The organism is Pseudomonas sp. RIT-PI-r (assembly GCF_001297015.1).
GTDB lineage: Bacteria > Pseudomonadota > Gammaproteobacteria > Pseudomonadales > Pseudomonadaceae > Aquipseudomonas.
Genome location: NZ_LIGE01000025.1, coordinates 927221 through 947730, shown reverse-complemented (window position 1 = coordinate 947730; position 20510 = coordinate 927221). Strand labels below are relative to the sequence as shown.

Sequence of the window (20510 nt, the reverse complement as noted above, 5' to 3'; positions counted from 1 at the left end):
GGCCGTTGCTATGCGCAGGATTCGCGCATTCCCTCGCCTGTTCGCATCCGGCCCGGGTGGGTGGCTGCTGAGGGCGAGTATTGGAAAGGGGGGAGGGGTTCGTACAATATTAATTGGGCGGGGTGGTGATATGCGTTCGATATGGCTGCATCAAGATCAAAAGATCGCAGCCTTCGGCAGCTCCTACACCGTTCAATGTAGGAGCTGCCGAAGGCTGCGATCTTTTGATCTTCAATGGTTGTGCCAGCGCTGTCGTCAGGATTGCGTCCGCATAGCCAACTGTTTGATCGCTTCAACCACCGGCGCCACACGATCAGCCTGGCCAGGCGGCCACACCGCGTAAAGGTTGTAATGCGCGGCAATCTGCGCCTCGTTCAACGCCACCAAGCGCCCACTGCGCAGCGCATCAGCCGCCAGTAATCCACGCACCAACCCCGCGCCAACGCCAGCTTCTGCAGCGGCGATAAGGTTGGCCGCGTTATCAAAAATCACCCGCGCCGGTGGTTCGCTCGGGGTCATGCCGGCGGCATCCAGCCACGGAATCCATGAACGCCGCGTATACCCCAACAACGGTAATTGGAGAATCTGCGCCGGGCTCAACGGCACCTGCAAACCATAGCGTTCCAGCAGATCAGGCGAAGCCACCGCCAACACCCGATCGCCACAAATCTGCGTGATTTCGCAGTCGTCCCAATCGCCATAGCCGTAGCGCAACGCCAGATCGACCCGCTCAAACGTGCTGCGATCACTGCGCGGCATCGACAGCAACGTCACCTCGTAATCCGGCAGGCCATCGAGCAACTGCGGCAGACGTGGATTGAGCCAGCTCTGCGCCAGTTCGCTGTCGACATCGAGCGTCAACCGTTGCGCGACGCTGCGGTTTTTCACCGACGAGATCGCCCGATCAATCTGCGCCAGACCGTCCGACAAGACACTGGCAAACAACTGCCCGGCATCGGTCAGGTTGCTGCCACCACCCTCACGCACGAACAACGGCTGGCCAATGAAATCTTCCAGCGCACGAATCTGCTGGCTGATCGCGCTGTGGGTCAGATCGAGTTTGCGCGCAGCGCTGGAGAAACTGCCGCTGCGCGCGGCGTGGATAAACGCGCTCATGGACTGCACCGACGGGTATCGCTTGTACATGTTGTTAGTCCTGCTTACAGCGGTTGGCAGAAATCGTCGCTGGCCGGGTTTTGCTCGGGGTTCCAATAATCGGTCACCAGGCCCGCACAAAGACGGGCCGCTCTTTTGGAGCCTGACAATGATTGCATTCACGGTTAACGGCGAACGACGCGAGCTGGATGAAGCGTCCTCCTCCATGCCCTTGTTATGGGTACTGCGTGATCAACTGAAACTCACCGGCACCAAGTTTGGTTGCGGCATGGGCCTGTGCGGTGCCTGCACCGTGCACCTGGACGGCGTCGCGGTGCGTTCCTGCCAATTGCCGGCGGCCGCCGTCGCGGGCCACAGCATCACTACCATCGAAGGCTTGTCGCCAACGCAAAACCATCCGTTGCAACTGGCCTGGGTCGCCGAAGATGTGCCGCAATGCGGCTACTGTCAATCCGGACAGATCATGTCCGCCGCCGCGTTGCTCAACACCGGTGCGGCGGTGACCGACGATTCGATCCGCAATGCGATGTCCGGAAATATCTGCCGCTGCGGCACTTACGGACGTATCAACAAAGCGATCAAACGTGCGGCCAATGCGCCGAAGGAGGCGTGATGAGCCTCATTGACGACAGCCGCATTGAACTGCCGCGGCGGGTTTTTCTCAAGCAAGCGGCGACCATCGCTTCAGGTTTGGCAATTGCCCTGTATCTGCCGAGCGCAATAGCGGCGACTGACCCGAAAGCCCCGGCTCCGGCCAGCGAGTTCGAGCCGAATGCGTGGGTGCGGATCTTTCCCGACGGCACGGTGAAACTGGTGGTGCACAAGCACGATTCCGGCACTGGCACGCAAACGGCATTGGCCGCGTGCGTGGCGGAAGAGCTGGATGTCAACCCGATGACGGTGCAGGTGATCACCCCGGAAGATCCGTTCTTCGAAACCTACATTCATCCGGTCTGGAAAGTCTTCTCCACCGGCGGCAGCACCAGCGTTTCTCTGGAATACGATCGCCTGCGCATGGCCGGCGCCACGGCGCGGGCGCTATTGATCACCGCTGCCGCGAAACAGTGGAAAGTCAGCCCCGACAGTTGCACCACCGAGGAAGGTCGAGTGATGCACACGGCGAGCAAGCGCAGCCTCGGTTACGCCGAACTGGTCGGCGTCGCGGCGAATCTGCCCGCGCCGACCAACGTCACGCTGAAGGACCCGGCGCAGTTCAAGTACATCGGCAAGCTGCGCCACAAACGTGATGCGGCGGCCAAGGTGTGCGGGCGTTTCAAGTACAGCATCGACGTGCAATTGCCGGGCATGCTGGTGGCGGTGATCCTGCGTGCGCCGGTGGTCGGCGCGAAGGTTGTCAGCGTCGATTCGGCGGCGGCCCTGCAAGTGCCGGGCGTGCGTAAAGTGCTGGCGATTCCGGGCCGCCCCGATGTGCTCGGCGGCAATCTGGAAGGCGTCGCGGTACTGGCGGACACGTTCTGGGCCGCGCAGCAGGGCCGCAAAGCGCTGGAGATCCAGTGGAGTGACTCGCCGCTGGCCGGGTTCGACAGCGAGCAGCTATTCAGCGCTCAAGCCAAGGCCATCGGCGATCCGCAAGCACAAACCGTCAAAGCCATGACCCAAGGGGATGTCGCCGGGCAATGGGCGGGCGCGGCGCAGCTGATCGAAGCCGATTACACCATGCCCTACAAGGTGCAAAACCCGCTGGAACCGATCTGCATCACCGCGCAGGTCAAGGACAAGGCGATCACTTATTGGGGCGGCGTGCAGGTGCCGTCCTCGGCGCTGGAAGCGGCGCAAACCGTGTGCGGGATCGACAAGGCCAACGTGACCATTCATGAGTTGGTCTCCGGCGGCAGTTTCGGTGCGCGGGAGGCCAAATACTGGTTGTTTGAAGTCGCGTATCTGGCGCAGAAAACCGGCGTGCCGGTGAAACTGCTCAACAGCCGGGAAGATGAAATGCACGCGCTGTTCTATCATCCGGCGACGCTGCATCGGGTCAAAGGCGCGCTCGACGCCCTAGGCAAACTCAGCGCGCTGCAACTGCACGCGGTGTCGCCGGCCTCGCCGGAGCAGTGGGAGCCGGGGTATTTCGAACGTCCAGACAAGATGGATTACAGCACCACCGAAGCGATCACCGCGTGGGACTTCGCCTATCGCCCGCCGCATCTGCAGCTGAATTGGGTCAAGCACGAAAGCAACGTGCCAAGCGGTTGGTATCGTTCGGTGAGCTTTATCCCCAACGTGTTTGCCGTCGAGAGCTTCATGGATGAGCTGGCGCATGCGGCCGGTGCAGATCCATTGGCGTTCAGGCTGGCCAACATGCAGGAAAGACCCCGCCATGTGGCGGTACTCAAACAAGCCGCCGAACGTGCCGGTTGGGGTAAACCATTGCCGCCGGGCACAGCGCTGGGGATCGCGACCAATCAGGGCTACACCAGTTTCATCGCGGTGGTCGCGCGCGTGGCGACGGTTGACGGCAAGCCGAAAGTCGAGAAGCTCACCTGTGTGGTCGATTGCGGTTTGGCGGTGTCGCCCGGCGGCGTTGAAGAGCAGATCTACGGCGGTTTGATGTGGGGGTTCGGCCACGCGGTGTTCGATCGGCTCGATATCAAACAGGGCCGGGTGGTGCAGAGCAATTTCCACGACTATCGCGTCACGCGCATGTCCGACATGCCGGCCACCGACATCCTCGTGCTCGACGGTGAGCCGAGCAAACCCGGTGGTGTCGGCGAATTGGGCAGCCCTTCGGTGGTGCCGGCCATCGCCAATGCGTTGTTCGCGCTGACCGGCGTGCGCCAGCGTTCGACACCGCTGAGTCTGGGGTAAGCCGCCATGGACTTGCGTCTGCTCCGCTACTTCATGGCACTCGCCGATGAGCTGCATTTCGGTCGCGCCGCCGAGCGCTTACACATCTGCCAGCCGCCGCTGAGCCAGCAGATTCGTTTGCTGGAGGAAGAACTCGGCACACCGCTGTTCGAGCGCAGCCATCATCGGGTTGAACTGACCGCAGCGGGGCAGATGCTCAAGGAGCAGGCGCCGCTGGTGTTCGAACAGCTCGAACGGGCGCTGGACCTGACGCGACAGACCGGGCGCGGGCAATTGGGCGAGCTGGAAATCGGCATGATCAGTTCGGTGATGGTCGGCGTGCTGCCCAAGGCCTTGCACCTGTTTCGCGAGCGCTACCCGCAGGTCAACTGGCGCTTGCATGAGATGACTCCGGCAGCGCAGGTCAAGGCGTTGAAGGAGAAGCGTATCGATGCCTGCGTGTTTCGCGTCGGCTATGACGACCCGTTGTTACGCAATGAGTTGCTGATCTACGAGCCAATTCATGTGGTGATGCCGACGGACCATCCGCTGGCGCAGCGCGAGGTGCTGGCCCCGGCGGATCTGGCGCAGGAGCCGTTTGTGGCGCTGGAATTGAAGCAGTCGCGGTTCGCCAATTTTCTCTATCAGTGCTGCATTCAGGCCGGGTTCACCCCGCAGATCCGTCAGCAGGTGATCGAGGTACAGACCTTGCTCAGCCTGGTGCGCGCCGGGTTTGGCGTGGCGCTGTTGCCGGCGTCCATCGAGCAATTGGCGCCGGCGGGGCTGGTGTTTCGGCGGTTGACGCCAGCGTTGCCGGAGGTGCCGTTGTATGCCACTTATCGGGCGGATGATGCTTCGCCAGTGCTCAAGCTGTTTCTTGACACGCTACGGGAACTCAAGACGCAAAATTCGAACTGAAATCCAATCCCTTGTAGGAGTGAGCCTGCTCGCGATAGCGATGTGTCATTCAACGGCTCTGCTGGCTGACACACCGCTATCGCGAGCAGGCTCACTCCTACAAAGGGATTTGTGCCGTTGCGAACATTTATGCTCGGCACGATCAGAGGGCGCTGCGGTCGTACTCTTCACATGGGCGTATCACTTGTGGAGATCCAATGAGCCAGGAAGTCCTGACCACCGAAACCAACCGCCGCCAGTTGCAGCAGATCATCGCCGGGCTGTCCGACGGGGTGATTCTGCTGGAGCTGGATCAGAGCATTCTCTGGGCCAACGAAGCCGCGCTGTCCATGCACGGTGTCGGCCGGATCACCGATCTGGGCCACAATGCCGACGAATACGCCAAGAAATTCAACTTGCGCTATCGCAATAATCACTCGATCACCGCCGAAAACTACCCGATCAGCCGGGTAGCGCGCTGTGAGAGTTTCAATGACGTACTGATCGAAGTGTCGCCGACCGATGATCCTGAACGTATCTGGGTGCACAGTGTGCGCAGCATGATCCTCACCGATCGCGAAGGGCAGCCCGAGTCGCTGGTGCTGATCATGAGCGACGTCACCGACTGGGCCAACGCTGAGCAACGCTTCGAAAAGACTTTCAACGCCAACCCGGCGCCGGCGGTGATTTGCCGTCTCAGCGACCTGCGCTACATCAAGGTCAATCTCGGCTTTCTCGAAATGACCGGCTATACCCGCGAACAAGTGATCGGCACCTCGGCCTATGAGATCGACATCTTCGAACAGGCCGAGAAAAAGGATCTGGCGATTCAGCGTCTGCGCGATATTGCGACCATTCCGCAGATGCAGTCCGAATTGCGCCTGCCTGATGGCGGCAGCAAGCAAGTGATCGTGGCCGGCCAGCCGCTGACGCTCAACGATGAGGATTGCATGCTGTTTTCCTTCGTCGACATGGAGCCGAGGCACAAGGCCGAGGTGGCGCTGCGTCAGAGCGAGGAGCGTTTTGCCAAGGCCTTTCGCCTGACGCCGGTGCCGATCCTGATTTGCAGTGCCGATGAGCAGCAGGTGATCGACGTCAATCAGGCCTTTCTCGAAACTCTGGCCTACGACAGCGAAGACGTGCTCGGCAAAACCGTGACGCAGCTGGATTTCATCGATGACAGCGGTGCGCGCACGCGTTTGCTGACCGCTCTGGCGAAAAACGGTCGAGTGGATCGGGTGGATGTGCGGGTGCGCAAGAAGGATTCGGAACTGCTTGAGTGTGCGCTGTCGGCCGATACCGTGAATATTCAGGACACACCGTGTTATTTGCTGGTGTTGATGGACATCACCGAGCGCAAACGCACCGAGCTTGAACTGGTGGCGGCGATTGAAGAGGTGATGAAGGATGCTTCCTGGTTCAGTCGTACGCTGATCGAGAAGCTGGCCAATGTGAAGAAGGTCAATTCGCCGCAACTGCCAAGCGTGTCGTTCACCGATCTGACGGCGCGTGAGCGCGATGTGCTGGGGTTGATCTGTGAAGGGCTGGCGGACAAGGAGATCGCGGCGCGGCTGAAACTGGCGCCGAATACCGTGCGTAATCATGTGGCCACGGTGTATTCCAAGCTGGATGTGCACAGCCGCAGTGAGGCGATTGTCTGGGCGCGGGAGCGTGGTTTGTTTTCTGGGGAGCCGGGTGGCAAGGGGCAGCGATAGGGTGCAAATGCACTAGTTGATCTGGTGCAATTTGAGGTGTTGGTGTCGGGTGGCTGTTCTTAGTCTGTTGGGGTGCGGCGCGAGCCTTTTGAGGTTTGTGGTCGCGTCCCTTCGAAGTTGCTAAAGGAACCGCCGTAATGATGAATCTTGCGCAGTTACGCGCACAGCTTGAGCGCAGTTTTTCGCCGCTGGCATGTGAATGTCTGGTGGATGGTGATCATTCGCTGACCGTGAAGTTATATCACCCAGTGTCGGGGCAGGTGGATCTGGTGATCAGTGGGCTGAAACTCGATGCGCTGCGCACGCCGGAGTCGGTGGAGGCGTTGATCGACGAATTACGCTACGAGCTCGAAAGCAACTCCCTGCGCTCCTCACGGGACCCCGACCTGGCATAACCCGTGTACGCGCTGCCCGTGAAATCAGCGGCGTGCGTAAAATCGACAGCCCTGGCAGGCTGATCAGGCGTCTTTACTGGCGCTTGCGGTGACCTCGGCTATAAAGAATGAGTGGTCAGGTCTTGCGTGGCCGGTCGGGGCGCGCAAGTAGGTCTTCAATTTACCGCGGGTCGTCCTATGAACAATCCTGGGAATCGCGTGTTGCCGTTGGCTTTTTTTGCCGTGCTGCTGGCAGGCTGTGCCAGTCCGCCGCCACCGCCACCCGTCACGCCACCTCCACCGCCGGAACGTACTTGCCAGGTTCTCGAAAATACTGAGGTCGCCGGCGACATGTACGTCGACGGGCAAGTGACTCGACACATCACCACCACCCGTTGCGTCACTCAGTAACGTCGGCGGAGCAAAAGTCCCGGGTTGAGCGGATCGTGCTGATCGCCGATCTGCTCGGCACGGCAGTGTTTGCTGTGGAGGGGGCCATTGCGGCGTTGCTGGCAGGCGCAGCGTGTTTGCTGCTGCGCCTGTTGTCAGTGCATTTTGGCTGGCAGTTGCCGAAAGTCATGGGTGCCTGAAGCTTAAACTTCTTCGAGCCTGACCCAGCGCCGCTCGTGTGCGGCGAGGCGAATTGCCGTGGCCAGACGCTCGACCGCCCAGGCCTGTTCGAAGTCGGTGCCACCCTGATGGGAGCCGGCCAGTGCCATCAATAGGTCATGTACCTCTAGCGTCTTCAGTTCGTTGTAGCCCAGTTGGTGGCCCGGGGCCGGGCTGAAGGCGGCGTAGCCCGGCAGGTCAGGACCGGCAAGCAGGCGCTGGAAGCCGTCTTGTCCGGCGCGGAACAGACGCAGTTCGTTCAAACGCTCCTGATCGAACGTCAGGGTGCCGCGCGTGCCGCTGATTTCAAAACTCAGGTGATTCTTGTAGCCATGTTTGAGCCAACTGCTGCTGAACGTGCCGCGTGCGCCGTTGGCGAAACGCAGCAAGGCATGTACCTGATCGTCGACGTTGATCGGTTTTTGCGTGGTCCCGGCCGGGCGTTGGGTATGCACGGTCTGGGTGTCGGCGCAGACGGCTTCGATGTCGCCCAGCAGATAGCGCGCCATTGCCAGCAGGTGACTGCCGAGATCGGCCAATGCGCCGCCAGCATGGTCCGGGTCGCAGCGCCATGACCACGGCGAGTCGGGGTTGGCCATGAAGTCTTCGCTGAACTCGCCCTGAAAGCTGATGATCTCGCCGAGTTCGCCGTCGCGTATCAAGTCGTGCGCCAGGGTGATCATCGGATTGTGCTGATAGTTGTAGCCGACCCGGGTGACTACGCCGGCGTCTCTGGCGGCCTGGCACATCGCGCTGGCTTGTTCGAGATTCACCGCCAGGGGTTTTTCGCAGTACACCGCTTTGCCGGCAGCCAGGGCGGCCATGGCCATCGGGTAGTGCAGGTGATTAGGGGTAGTGATGGCGACCAGATTGACCTTGGGATCATCGATCAATTGTTGCCAGTCGCTATGATGGCCGGCAAAACCCCAGGCTTCGGCACAGTGGCGGGCACGCTGCGGGTCGGCGTCGGCGAGGGCGGCGAGGGTGAGTCTGAACGGCAGTTCGAACACTGCACTGACATTGCGAAACGCCAAGGCATGGGCACGCCCCATGAAACCTGTGCCGATGAGACCGATACCGAGTTCGCGCATAGCCGTCTTCCTTTGGATTTTTATTTTCAGGAAGGCTATTTATGGAATAAAAATTCCGTTAATGCAAATATCAGAATAAATATTCAGGCCGTGCAGGGGCTGCCGAAGGCTGCAATCCTTGATCTTGTCTCTAACAACAAAATCAAAAGATCGCAGCCGTCGGCAGCTCGTGCATGGGTCAGTCGTGATCCGCGATCAGCACATGGGGTGGCAGGAGGTCAGGAGAGGAAACCGCCGTCCACGTTCAGCGCTACGCCGGTGGTGTAGCTCGATGCATCACTGGCCAGATACAACACGGCGCCAGCCATTTCACTTGGATCGGCCACGCGCTTGAGCGGGATCTGCGTCAGCGCCTGCTTGAGGATCGCATCGTTCTTTACCAGTGCCGAGGCGAATTTGGTGTCGGTCAGGCCCGGCAACAGGGCATTGCAACGGATGCCGAACTGCGCGCATTCCTTGGCGAAAACTTTGGTCATGTTGATTACCGCCGCTTTGGTCACCGAGTAGATGCCCTGGAAAATCCCCGGCGAAATGCCGTTGATCGACGCGACGTTGATGATGCTGCCGCCACCGTTTTCGCGCATCAGCTTGCCGGCTTCGACCGACATGAAGAAGTAGCCGCGAATGGTTACGTCAACGGTCTTCTGGAACGCGCTCAGGTCAGTATCCAGCACGTTGCAGAACTGTGGGTTGGTCGCGGCGTTGTTGACCAGAATGTCGAGGCGGCCGAACTGTTCCTTGATCCCGGCGAATACTTGGGCAATCTGCTCCATTTCACCGATGTGGCAAGCCACGGCTGTGGCTTTGCCGCCAGCAGCGACGATCGCGTCGGCAACGTGTTGGCAGCCATCGAGTTTGCGGCTCGAACCGATCACGTGGGCGCCTTGCTGGGCCAGCAGGTTGGCGATGGCTTCACCGATGCCACGGCTGGCGCCGGAAACGAAAGCGATTTTGCCGTCGAGGTCGAACAACTGAGTCTTGGACATAGGGGTTCCTTGGTGTGGGCCGTCAGAGGCTCGATTTCGCGATGACTTGCAGGCTCATCTGCTCCAGCAGTTTGTTCATGTGAATGAACTGCGCGAAGCGTTTGTCCTGGGTCTGGCCGTGGTAGAAGCGGTAGTAGATCTGCTGCACGATGCCGGCCAGGCGGAACAGGCCGTAGGTGTAGTAGAAGTCGAAATTGTCGATCTGGATGCCCGAACGTTCGGCGTAGTAATCGACGAACTCGCGGCGGGTGAGCATGCCCGGCGCATGGCTCGGCTGGCGGCGCATCAGTTGCACCGGTGCCGGGTCATCGGCCTGAATCCAGTAGGCGAGGGTGTTGCCCAGATCCATCAGCGGATCGCCGAGGGTGGTCAGTTCCCAGTCGAGCACGCCGATGATCTGCATCGGGTTGTGCGGGTCGAGGATGACGTTGTCGAAGCGGTAGTCGTTGTGGACGATGCTCGAGGTCGGGTGGTCGGCCGGCATCTTGTCGTTGAGCCAGGCTTTGACCTTTTCCCAGTGTGGCGCATCGGGGGTCAGGGCTTTCTCATAGCGCTCGCTCCAGCCTTTGATCTGACGGGCGACGTAGCCTTGCGGTTTGCCCAGGTCACCGAGGCCACAGGCGTTGTAGTCGACACGGTGCAGTTCGACGAAGCGGTCGATGAAGCTCTTGCACAGCGCTTCGGTCTTTGCCGAATCGAGGCCCAGTTCCGGCGGCAGTTCCGAGCGCAGGATGATGCCGTTGACCCGTTCCATCAAATAGAACTCGGCGCCGATCACTGATTCGTCGGTGCAGTGCACGTAAGCTTTCGGGCAATACGGGAAACCGTCGCGCAATTGATTGAGGATGCGGAATTCGCGGCCCATGTCGTGTGCGGATTTGGCCTTGTTGCCGAACGGCGGACGGCGCAGAACGAATTCCTGCTCCGGGTATTCCAGCAGGTAGGTCAGGTTCGACGCACCGCCGGGAAACTGGCTGATCGCAGGTGTGCCGCTGAGGCCGGGAATGTGCGACTTGAGGTACGGATCGATCAGGCTGGCATCGAGTTCTTCGCCGGAGCGGATACGGGTGGACTGGTCAGTAAGCGCCATGCTTATCCCTTCTGCTTATTTTGGAGGCCAGACATCATTGGCTAATCTAATGGTGCGCTCGGGCGGTCACAAGCGCAGGGCGGTCTTATAGGTTAGCGTGTTGCCGGATAATCACCTTTGAGAATGTGCGCGAAGGGCAGCGGCAGACTAAGGTTTAGCGGGTATGCCATGGTCGAAAAGGAGCTTTGAAATGGGCTGCCCACAAGTCTGTGCCTCGGCCACGCTGCAGTGCAGCTTCGGCGCTGCGCCGTCGATGCTCAACGTGTTGCCGGTCAACCGCACGCTGACCGGCGGGATGCCGGCGGCGAACATCATGGATCACATCCCGCTGGTCAACATCCTGCCGTTCGGCGTGTGCATGAGCCTGGCCAATCCGATGGTCGCTGCTGCGACGGCCGCCGCTCTGGGTGTGTTGACGCCGATGCCGTGCATCCCGGCGACGGCCACGCCGTGGATTCCTGGCGGGGCGCCGACGTTGCTGCTGGGCGGGATGCCGGCGATCGATGCCAACTCGACGTTGATGTGCAACTGGGCGGGGGTGATCAAGATTGTGGTGCCGGGGCAGATGCAGATGCTCATCCCTTGAGTTTTGTGCTCGGCGTGAAATCCAAACCCCTCACCCCAGCCCTCTCCCAGGGGGAGAGGGAGCCGATTGGGGGATATTGATGAGCTACGCCGACGTGAAAATCTAGCTGTGAATCCATAATCGACTCGGTCTTGCAGGTCGATGTATGAAGCAAGACAGCTCGGTCGGTCCCCTCTCCCTCTGGGCGGTCCGACGTTTCGGGAGGGCTAGGGTGAGGGGCTCTTCCGGGGTTTTCAGGCCTGCTGCGGATCCGCCCACTGCCGATACCACCAGCGCACCCGCGAAATCGGCTTGCCATCGGCGCCCAGCGGCCGCCCGTCCTCGGCATAGCCTTGCTCCGGTTCCATCAATTGCCCGTTCAGATAACGCGCTTCCACCGCCGGTTTGCCATTCGGATGAAAGCGCTGATAACGCCCCTCACGTACGCCATCGCGATAAAACTCCGCCTCCGCCACTTGCCCATCCGCGAAGTAATTGAACGCTTCGCCATGCAGCAAGCCTCGCCGATACGTCGCCTTGCGCTGTAAAAAACCCTCCGGCGCGTAAAAACTCGCGACACCTTGCAGCTTGTCGTGCACAAACGGCATTTGCGCCGAGACCTTGCCATTGGGGTGATACAGCAGTGACGTGCCCTGCAACTCGCCCTCGCGGTAATGCAGATCGGCCTGCTTGCGCCCGTCATCCTTGATGTTCAGCGGTCCATCAAGCTGGCCGTCCTGCAAACGGCCCTTGAGCTGCTTGTCAGCCTGCTGCAGATCCAGCGGTGTGATTGCCATGGCTTCTCCTTGTCAATTGACCTGCACCAGACCGCCCTTGATGGTCAGCATGCCGCCACCGTCGACGGTCTGCGAGGCAGCGCCCTTGTTGGTCAGACTGATGCCGGCGTCGTTGGTCAGCGTCGTGCCGGCCTTGTTGTCCAGCGAAGTTCCGGCCTGATTGGTCATCGCGGTGCCGGCTTTCTGTGTGATTGAAGTGCTCGCCGACGTCGCCAGATCAGCGCCGCTCTTGATCGTGAAGCTGCCGCCACTTTGCAGGGTGAGGGTGCCGCTGACCTTGATGGTCAGGTTGCCATCCACGGTCAGGCTGTAATCACCGGTGACTTTGTCGGTGTAGTTGCCGCCGGTGCTGTGGTTCTGATCAGCACCGACTTTCACCGTACGGCTGTCTTTCACATCGAGGCTGTCGCTGCCGGTCTGGATCGTGACGCTGCGCTTGCCTTTTTCCAGCGTGACGGTTTCGTCGCCGTCCTTCACCGTGCGCGTGCGGGCGTTTTGTACGGTGAGGGTTTCGTCGTGGCCAACGATGGCGGTGGCGTCGTTGAGCACGTTGATGTTCAGATCTTTTTGCGCCTGCAAGAACACTTCTTCAGCGTCCTTTTTGTCTTCGAAGCGCAGCTCGTTGAAACCGCCGCCACCTTTGGAAGACTGGGTCTTGATTCCCGATTGTGTCTGATTGGCCGGGAGAGCATAGGGCAGGGCGTTGTCGCCGTTGTAGACGCAGCCAGTGACCAGTGGACGATCCGGATCGCCGTCGATAAACGTCACGATGACTTCCTGGCCGATGCGCGGGATGAACTGCATGCCGAACCCTTTGCCACTCCACGGCAACACCACGCGCACCCAGCAGGAGCTGGTTTCGTCATTCTTGCCATCGCGATCCCACGGAAACTGCAACTTGATCCGGCCGTATTCGTCGGTCCAGATTTCTTCACCGGATTTGCCCACGACGATCGCTGTTTGCGGATGCATGCGTGGTTTCGGCGTGGTGCGCTGCGGGCGAAACGCGGTGCTTTTGGGGATCGCTTCGAAGCGGTTGCGATAGCTCTCGTGGCTGGCGTCGTGAGTGACGCGGGTCACCACCCAATCGATGTTCAGGCTGCTGTCGTCATGCCCGTCGAGGGTGAACCAATGCCCGGGAATCAGCCAGCGACAGTCACTCTCGCCAACAAAACGCTTCTCCTCGCTGCGCAAGCCATCCACCCGTTGCTTGGTCAGGGTATCGCCGCGCGCCTTGGCGTTGTAACCACCCGGATGCGCATAGATCGAGAGTGGCCCGGCCACGGCTTCTGCCTGTCCATAAAGAGAAGTTGTTGGGGTGGTGAATTCATAATCCGTCGCCCGGTACACTCCGGACACGGCCTGTAAACTGACTTGGCCGCAACGGATGCCGTGCAATTCTCGTTCGCCCAATCCTTGACCCAGGTACTTGACCGTCGGCCCGTTGGGGATCTGTACGAAAGCGTCGTTACTGTCGCCGAGCACCAGCGTGTGCGTGCCGGCGTCATGGGTAAAAAACCAGAAAATCCCGTCCTCCTCCAACAAGCGCGAGACGAAAGCGAAATCCGTTTCACCGTACTGCACGCAGTACTCGCGCGGCGTGTAACTGCCGGTCAGCGACAGCTTGAAGTCAGTGAAACCGTAAGCCTTGAAAATGGTCGTGACGATGTCCGCTGTCGCGAGGTTCTGGAACACACGGTTGTTGCTGGCCAGAGTCAGCCACCAGAGCCACGGCCTGAGTACAAGCTGATAGCGTTCGGCCGTGGCGTCGGCGGGGAGTTGTCGGATCTCGGCGACCAAGGCGTCAAAGGGGCGTTGTTGGGCATCGTTGTGCAGGGTGGTGGTGACGTGTGTAGCGACGGCCGAAGTCAGGGTGAGGGGCGCGCCGTCATTGAGCCCGTTGAGGGTTTGCACGCCCAGCATATTGAGCGCTTCGTTACCGGAAAGGGATTCAGGGTAAAGCGCCGACAGCGAGGCGGCGGTGAGGGAGAGGGTGGTGGCGCTGTCGGAGGAGCGGGGCATCGAAAATACTCACGTGATAATCAATATTCAGTGCCAACATTGAATAATCAACGGACTAGTTGATTGGATCCGCTTGATGTCGTGAAACCAAGTGCGCGAACGCGGTTATATGTTCGGATGCGTTGAACTGCTGTCGTGCTTCTGCGTTATTTATAGGGTCCACAGGGCCGGGGTGCGGAAACTGCAATCTGAACTGTTGTAAGATCCAATCGATAAGCGCCGCCAGATTGGACAAGTCAGGAACTGGTGCTGCATTCATGTCGAGTAAAAGCACGTCTCCGGTACCTTCCTGGTAACTGGGCATGCCTGCCTGAGCAACAGACAGCACTGCCGCGGGGTAATAATGGAAACCCGTGGCGTAATAGTAAATATAGTGAACGGCGCCCACTTTGGTAGTCCAGAGGAGTTTGAAAACAGCCGAATCGAGCTCAACTTTTCTGTGGGATTCCTCGGTAGCCTCTTTGGCGCAAGTCACGTAAGTATTGTCATCATCATCGTTTCCGCCAAAAACACTAGGGAACCCCGCACAATATGCGGCGCCCCCGGTATAGGGGTTGAGCAGGGACTTTACACCCCAATAAGCAACGCCATTGCTAACAGGGAAAACGTAAACTTTCATTTTAATACTCCATTTCAAAATGTTGATTAAAATTTACTGCGCAAGACGCTGACACTGCTCATTCCAACACCCACTCCGCCAGCTTTCCCGTCACCTGCGTCATCAACACATTCTCGACATCCCGTGCACCCGCTGCGCTGCACCTGGCGAGTACGGCTTTGACGATTCCTGAATCAAACTCGAACTGTTTGCCCGTTGCCGCCTTGTAACGTCCGCGCAATTTCTCCAGCTTGGCCAACACGATGCCTTCCAGCGTTGCCTCGTCCAGCGGTCGATAGGCAACCACGGTCATGCGCGCCAGAAACGCGGGACGGAAGGCTTGTAGCAGGACGTTGTGCAGGGCTTCGTTGAAGGCTTCCGTGCCGAGTTGTGCCACCGGCGTATCAAGTAAAAGCTCAGCGCCGACGTTGCTGGTGGCGAGCATCACGGTGTTCTTGAAGTCCACCACCAACCCGGTGCCGTCCTCCATCAGGCCCTTGTCGAAGACGTTGTAAAACGCCTCCAGCACATCCGAGTGCGCCTTCTCGATTTCATCCAGCAAGACCACCGAATACGGTTTGCGCCTTACTGCTTCGGTGAGTACACCGCCACTGCCATAACCGACGTAACCGGGCGGTGCGCCCTTGAGTTGGCTGACGGTGTGCGCCTCCTGATATTCCGAAAGATTGATACTGATCAGGTTGCGTTCGCCGCCGTATAACGCGTCGGCCAGCGCGTAAGCGGTTTCGGTCTTGCCCACACCCGTGGGCCCGACCAACAGGAATACACCGACCGGCTTTTGCGGGTCGGTGAGGCCGGCACGATAAGCCTGCAAACGCTGAGCGATGGTATTGAGCGCGAGGCTCTGGCCCATGACCCGTTGGCCCATGCGCTGGCCGAGTGTGCGCACGGCGTGCGCTTCGTCGGCGAGCATCTTGCCGACTGGGATGCCGGTCCAGCCGGCGATCACGGCGGCGACGGTTTTGGTGTCGACCTGCTCCGGCACCAGTGGATCGTCCTGGCGAATCGCGTCGAGCCCGGCTTCCAGACGCAGCAGTTCGGCGGCCAGATAATCGATGCGACTGTCGGTGGCTTCATCGGGTTTTTCGCTGTCGGCGCGTTCGCTCAAATCCAGCAGTTCACGGCGGGTATCGAGCAGTTCGCGTACGGCGACGCGCTCTTCGCTCCAGCGGGTTTCCAGTTCGCGAATAGCCTGAACGTTGGTCTTCGACTCACTTTCCAGCAGCGTGATGCGTTCGCGGTGATCCAGCCCGGTGGCTTGTTCACGGCGCAGGCGTTCGACTTCTTCTTTCAGGCTTTGCTGGCGATGACGCAGACTCTCCAGCGGTGGCGGCACATCGTGCTGGCCGAGGGCGACCCGGGCGCATGCGGTGTCGAGCACGCTGATGGCTTTGTCCGGTAACTGACGGCCGGAAATGTAGCGGTGCGAGAGCTTCACCGCTTCATGAATAGCGGCATCGAGCACCTGCACGCCGTGGTGCTGTTCAAGTTTGGCAGCCACGCCACGGAGCATTTCCACGGCGGTGATCTCGTCCGGCTCTTCAACCTGCACCAGTTGGAAGCGACGGGCCAGGGCCGGATCCTTCTCGAAGTATTTTTTGTATTCCATCCAGGTCGTGGCCGCGAGGGTGCGCAACTCGCCACGCGCCAGCGCGGGCTTGAGCAGGTTGGCCGCATCGCTGCCGCCTTCGGCACCGCCAGCACCGATCAGCGTGTGGGCTTCGTCGATGAACAGGATGATCGGTTTGTCGGCGCTGCGCACCGCGTCGATCACGCCTTTCAAACGTTGTTCGAATTCGCCTTTGACGCCGGCGCCAGCCTGCAACAAACCGAGGTCGAGCACGCGCAGGCTGACTTCCTGCAATGACGGCGGTACATCGCCGGCCGCGATGCGCAGGGCCAGACCTTCGACCACGGCGGTTTTGCCGACACCGGGAGCGCCGACCAGAATCGGGTTGTTCTGCCGTCGCCTTAACAGAATGTCGATGCACTGACGGATCTCGCCGTCGCGCCCGACAATCGGATCGATACGTCCGGCGTGGGCGTCGGCGGTCAGATCCTGAGTGTACTGATCCAGCACCGAGTCTTGCCGTGGCGTCGGGTTGCCAGCGCAGGCACTGCGCGCGCCGACATGCTCGCGAGAGTTTTCCGTCCACTCCAGCAGGTGGGCGCGCAGGACTTCCTTAGGGATTCTCAGCAGCGACGATGCACTGTTGAGCAGCAGGCTGCGACGCTCATCACGATCAATCAACGCCAGTAACAACAACCCTGAACGAATACTGTCGATGCCCAGCACGCTGGCCTGCACCACCGCGTCTTCCAGCAGTCCCAAGGTGTGCGCAGACAACGCCGGTGTGCGGGTACTGCCAGCCTTGAACAGATCCAGTGCCTTGTTGATTTCGGCCGTCAACGCATCACGTTCAAGACCGAAACGCGGCAGCAGGAAAGCCAGGTCGCCGCCTTCGATGTCGAGCAGTTCGAGGAGTAAATGTTCGATCTCGACAAAGTGGTGACCGCGTTGCAAACACCGTTGCGCTGCACGTTCGAGCGCACGGCGGTTATCCGGGTTGAGGCGTCCGATCAGGCTGGCCAGTTCCATTTCAGGGGATCTCCAGCTGACGCAGACGGGTTTCGATCGTTTGTACCGCGGGGCTGGCCTGCCGCTGCAAACCACCGTTCCAGCTGAGCAGGGACGGCGCCTGGCGCCCCAGCCTCATCGGCCCGGCACCGCGCACCAGCAGCACCAGCTTGACGTCCAGGTCCGGACCGAAATACAAGGCGGCGAGGCTGGCCAGGGCTGGATGTGCTTCGCCGTCCGGCAAAAAACGCCCGGCTTGCGCGGCGGGCAACGGCCCCAGCGTCAAGCGGATACCGGCGTGTTCATCCCAGACCCGTGTTCCCGCCACGGCTGTGCGACCGAGTTGCAGGTTGCGCCCGCCAGCCTTCATCAAACTGCGGCTGGCCCGCGGAATTTCGCGCCATGCACCTTCGTAGGCACTGAGGTCAACCGGCACCGCGAATTGCTCGCGGACGATCGCCGCAAACCCGGCCAACGAACGACGCCCGTCGGCAAACAGCGCGGTACAGGCCAGCACCGCACAATCGGGAACGGCCTGGCGCTCCTGCAGGGATTTGGGCAGCAACCCGGTCAGTGCGCGCAATTGTGCCTGCACGGGCGAAGCACCGGGCGTGACAAAACCCAAGGCGATTCGATGCTTGCGCATCACCTTGTAGAGCAGACTGAGCAGGCGATGCTGGAACAGATCAAGAAATTCTGCGGGTGCATGATCCTTGACCCGTGCCCGCTGTTGCAGCCATTCCTGGTAGGCATAGGGCAGGGGGCCGTCGGGGCCGCCGAGACCGAAAACCGGCGTGTCGATGGTCAACGGCTCGCCGGGTTCTTCGCGCAGATCTTCGATCTGGCTGGCGGCAAACATCGGCGTCAACGGCCCGCGCAGTTTCAGTGCTTCCGCCTGGGGCGCTGTGCCGCTGCCGAGCGATTCGGCTTGCGGCTGTTCGCGCTCCAGCAGCAGCAACGCCTGCAGCAATTCAAACGCCTGCGGATCGCGGCGCAGACGCTGGCTCAAGGTCAGAGCGACAGCGGCATGCCGGCTTGGGGTTGCCATACCTTGACCTCCTTGTCGGCCTGCATGAGCACTGTGCGCACAAAGCGATTGGCTGTGGCGTACACCGAGAAAAACTGCGCCAGCACGGCGGAAAACAACACCGCGCTGCTGCCGACAAAATGCTGTGGATCAAGCTGCAATTGCACCTCCAGACCGTTGCGCCAGCCACGCCAGGCGTCGGCGCCGACATGGCCGATCACCCGCTCGCAACTGAGGCTCAGCAGGCCTTCGATCTGGCGGATTGCACTGGCCTCATCGCGCAGGTTGTGCAGGTGCAGAATCTCCTTCAGCGCATCCAGCGCTTGGGGGCCTTCGACCAGCGACAGGTGATTGAGGGTCAGTTGCGACACCAGTCGCCAGCGCGAATCGCCGTCCAGCCGCGGCAGGCTTTGTGGGCTCGGCGGATTGCGCAGGCGCGCCCAGGCCACCGGGCCGGGACGCTCGAAACCCAAAGGTGTGCCGGCGGGCAAACTCTGCGCCAGATGACGATTGGTGCAGAGCAATTCGGCGGTGAGGCTGTAACCGGGCAGATCGGTCAGTGGGTCGAATCGGGTGTCGACTACGCTCAGCAAAAGATCGCTGCCGAGGCGGTTCGGGGTCATCCCGCTGACGCGCCGCGCATGCCAGTAACGCTGTTGATCGCCGCCGCTGTGCTGACTGCCGTAATACGCCGGCAGCCTTTGCACGCCGGCGCTGGAACTGGCGCGCACGCTGCGAATACTGTGGATCTCGACACTGTTTTCGCGGTGGCTGTCGGCGATCAGCCGGTATTCGCTGCGCGTGCCATCGGGGCGCAACGGTTCGGAAGTACGCGGGAAGAGGTTGATCACTGGCGCACAGCCGAGCGCGATATCACTGGCCTGCAAATGCACGCGGCTGGCGGGTGCACGGTCGAAGACGATGTACAGATACAAGGTCTGGCTGTCGCTGCTGACGCCGCTCAGCGGCAGGTCGAAGAAATGGAATTTGTCCGCGAACGCAAAGTATTCGGCCAGCAGACGCATGCCCGGGTGCACGCCATCTTCATCGGGCAACAGCACTTCGTCATCGCTGAAACCGACGATTTTCGGCAAGCCCTGCACGCTCGTCGGCACACTGCCCGGCGAACCCGCGAGCACCTGCACGGCATGGGCGCCAAGCAAGTCATACAGGCAGGCGTTGATCACCGGCGAGGCGGCCAAGTGAATGCGCAATCGTTCGATGCTCAACTCGCACCACTGGCTTTCACCCAGGCAACTGAGACTCAGGCGCAATGCTGAACGTGATTGCGCCACGCCAGTCAATGCCTGCGCTTCATCGCTGCCCAGCAACAGCGCTTCGGTCACTGCCACCGGCCACAGGCACACCGCGGCAGAGGTGCGAAAGTGCAGGCTGTCGCCCTTGTGAGTGGTGACGAACAGCGGAGTGTCGCGGGGCAGGGGATAGCCTTCATTGAGGTTGCCTTTGCTGGGGTCCGGCTCGAACTGGACGATGGCGCAGGACGGCAGGGGGCGCATTGCCAACGGATAGAGTTGTTCGAGCAGGGCATCGCTGAACTCGGCATAGTCGTCATCCAGGCGCCGCTGCAGCCGTGCGGCAAGCAGAGCAAAACCTTCCAGCAAACGCTCGACATGCGGATCGGGGCATTCACCGGGGGACAATTCCAGGCGCCGCGCGACTTTCGGATAACGCTCGGCGAACTGGCCGCCAGCGTGCCGTAGCCAGGTCAGTTCGCGCTGGTAATAATCGAGCAGTTGCGGGTCAATCGAGTCGCTCATGGCGCACCTCCAGTCCTTGTCCAACGGGCTCGATGACAAACGCGACCGGCCAGTGCTGCTGGCCGCTGCGCAACTCGCCGATCAGGCGAATGCTCATCTGCTGCGGTTGCTCGGGCACGGGGTTGACCTGAACGTCGCCCAGGCGCAGGCGCGGTTCGAAATGGTTGATGGCTTCGCGGATGTCCCTTGCCAATCGACGCCGGTCGTCGCTGCGCTGCTGTTGCAGGGCACTCCAGTCGGCGATGCCGTAGTCGATCACGCTGGGAGGCTGGGTCAGCGTGTGCGGGCCCCGGCGCGTATTGAACAGGCGCCCGAGCTCGGCGTGCACCGAGTCGAGCAGATCCTGTCGACCGAATTCCCGCGTATCGTGCGTCTCGCTGGAGGCGAGGCGTTCGAACAACGGAGGGCGCATGCCGCTGCCTGCCATGGCCGGGACGCCGG

At 60.7% G+C, this 20510-nt stretch carries 19 protein-coding genes; 8 read left to right on the top strand and 11 right to left on the bottom strand.

All coding sequences use genetic code 11. The features are described 5' to 3' along the window. Nucleotides 1–255: 255 nt before the first annotated feature. Nucleotides 256–1146, bottom strand: a complete 891-nt coding sequence (locus AK821_RS15920; protein ID WP_064390554.1) for a LysR substrate-binding domain-containing protein — start codon at nt 1144–1146, stop codon at nt 256–258. Between the two features lie 118 nt (nt 1147–1264). On the opposite strand from AK821_RS15920, the gene AK821_RS15915 reads away from it, so the two are divergent. From AK821_RS15915 to AK821_RS30925, 7 genes are all read left to right on the top strand, one after another. Further along, complete coding sequence (locus AK821_RS15915; protein WP_064119992.1) at nt 1265–1729, top strand: (2Fe-2S)-binding protein; 465 nt, start codon at nt 1265–1267, stop codon at nt 1727–1729. Continuing rightward, entirely contained in the window at nt 1729–3942 is a 2214-nt protein-coding gene (locus AK821_RS15910; RefSeq protein ID WP_064390553.1) for a xanthine dehydrogenase family protein molybdopterin-binding subunit, read from the top strand. Before AK821_RS15915 ends, AK821_RS15910 begins: the two co-directional genes overlap by 1 nt. A 6-nt stretch (nt 3943–3948) precedes the next feature. After that, nucleotides 3949–4839, top strand: coding sequence for a LysR substrate-binding domain-containing protein (locus AK821_RS15905; protein ID WP_064390552.1), 891 nt, complete (start codon nt 3949–3951; stop codon nt 4837–4839). A 197-nt stretch (nt 4840–5036) separates the two neighbouring features. Continuing rightward, complete coding sequence (locus AK821_RS15900) at nt 5037–6533, top strand: helix-turn-helix transcriptional regulator (RefSeq protein WP_064390551.1); 1497 nt, start codon at nt 5037–5039, stop codon at nt 6531–6533. Between the two features lie 137 nt (nt 6534–6670). Beyond that, nucleotides 6671–6928: a DUF1652 domain-containing protein gene (locus AK821_RS15895; protein WP_064390550.1), complete on the top strand. Its 258-nt coding sequence runs from the start codon at nt 6671–6673 to the stop codon at nt 6926–6928. A gap of 177 nt (nt 6929–7105) precedes the next feature. Beyond that, the gene (locus tag AK821_RS30340) at nt 7106–7318 is read left to right on the top strand and encodes a hypothetical protein (protein WP_146117574.1); all 213 of its coding nucleotides are present in this window, start codon (nt 7106–7108) and stop codon (nt 7316–7318) included. Between the two features lie 35 nt (nt 7319–7353). Next, complete coding sequence (locus AK821_RS30925; protein ID WP_177330953.1) at nt 7354–7497, top strand: hypothetical protein; 144 nt, start codon at nt 7354–7356, stop codon at nt 7495–7497. A 3-nt stretch (nt 7498–7500) separates the two neighbouring features. Here the strand turns inward: AK821_RS30925 and AK821_RS15890 are convergent, their stop codons facing one another. From AK821_RS15890 to AK821_RS15880, 3 genes are all read right to left on the bottom strand, one after another. After that, a complete protein-coding gene (locus AK821_RS15890; RefSeq protein WP_064390549.1) occupies nt 7501–8607 on the bottom strand; it encodes a Gfo/Idh/MocA family protein in 1107 nt (368 codons plus the stop codon). A gap of 218 nt (nt 8608–8825) precedes the next feature. Further along, complete coding sequence (locus tag AK821_RS15885) at nt 8826–9593, bottom strand: SDR family oxidoreductase (protein WP_064390548.1); 768 nt, start codon at nt 9591–9593, stop codon at nt 8826–8828. 22 nt (nt 9594–9615) lie between these two features. Beyond that, the gene (locus tag AK821_RS15880) at nt 9616–10683 is read right to left on the bottom strand and encodes a phosphotransferase family protein (RefSeq protein WP_064390547.1); all 1068 of its coding nucleotides are present in this window, start codon (nt 10681–10683) and stop codon (nt 9616–9618) included. A 190-nt stretch (nt 10684–10873) separates the two neighbouring features. On the opposite strand from AK821_RS15880, the gene AK821_RS15875 reads away from it, so the two are divergent. Beyond that, the gene (locus AK821_RS15875; protein ID WP_064390546.1) at nt 10874–11269 is read left to right on the top strand and encodes a DUF4280 domain-containing protein; all 396 of its coding nucleotides are present in this window, start codon (nt 10874–10876) and stop codon (nt 11267–11269) included. Nucleotides 11270–11502: 233 nt separating this feature from the next. Here the strand turns inward: AK821_RS15875 and AK821_RS15870 are convergent, their stop codons facing one another. The 7 genes from AK821_RS15870 to tssE are packed head-to-tail and all read right to left on the bottom strand — an operon-like array spanning nt 11503 to nt 20496. After that, a complete protein-coding gene (locus AK821_RS15870) occupies nt 11503–12045 on the bottom strand; it encodes a toxin-antitoxin system YwqK family antitoxin (RefSeq protein ID WP_064390545.1) in 543 nt (180 codons plus the stop codon). A gap of 12 nt (nt 12046–12057) precedes the next feature. Next, a complete protein-coding gene (gene tssI, locus AK821_RS15865) occupies nt 12058–14067 on the bottom strand; it encodes a type VI secretion system Vgr family protein (RefSeq protein WP_064390544.1) in 2010 nt (669 codons plus the stop codon). Nucleotides 14068–14122: 55 nt separating this feature from the next. Continuing rightward, on the bottom strand, nt 14123–14686 hold the full coding sequence (locus tag AK821_RS15860) for a hypothetical protein (protein ID WP_064390543.1): 564 nt from the start codon (nt 14684–14686) through the stop codon (nt 14123–14125). A gap of 58 nt (nt 14687–14744) precedes the next feature. Further along, complete coding sequence (gene tssH, locus AK821_RS15855; protein WP_064390542.1) at nt 14745–17285, bottom strand: type VI secretion system ATPase TssH; 2541 nt, start codon at nt 17283–17285, stop codon at nt 14745–14747. A 1-nt stretch (nt 17286) separates the two neighbouring features. Then, the gene (tssG, locus tag AK821_RS15850; protein WP_064390541.1) at nt 17287–18312 is read right to left on the bottom strand and encodes a type VI secretion system baseplate subunit TssG; all 1026 of its coding nucleotides are present in this window, start codon (nt 18310–18312) and stop codon (nt 17287–17289) included. After that, nucleotides 18276–20069 carry a type VI secretion system baseplate subunit TssF gene (gene tssF / locus AK821_RS15845; RefSeq protein WP_064390540.1) on the bottom strand — a complete coding sequence of 598 codons (1794 nt, stop codon included), beginning with the start codon at nt 20067–20069 and terminating at the stop codon, nt 18276–18278. Before tssF ends, tssG begins: the two co-directional genes overlap by 37 nt. Continuing rightward, complete coding sequence (tssE, locus tag AK821_RS15840; RefSeq protein WP_064390539.1) at nt 20053–20496, bottom strand: type VI secretion system baseplate subunit TssE; 444 nt, start codon at nt 20494–20496, stop codon at nt 20053–20055. The genes tssF and tssE overlap by 17 nt, the downstream gene beginning before the upstream one ends. Nucleotides 20497–20510 lie beyond the last annotated feature (14 nt).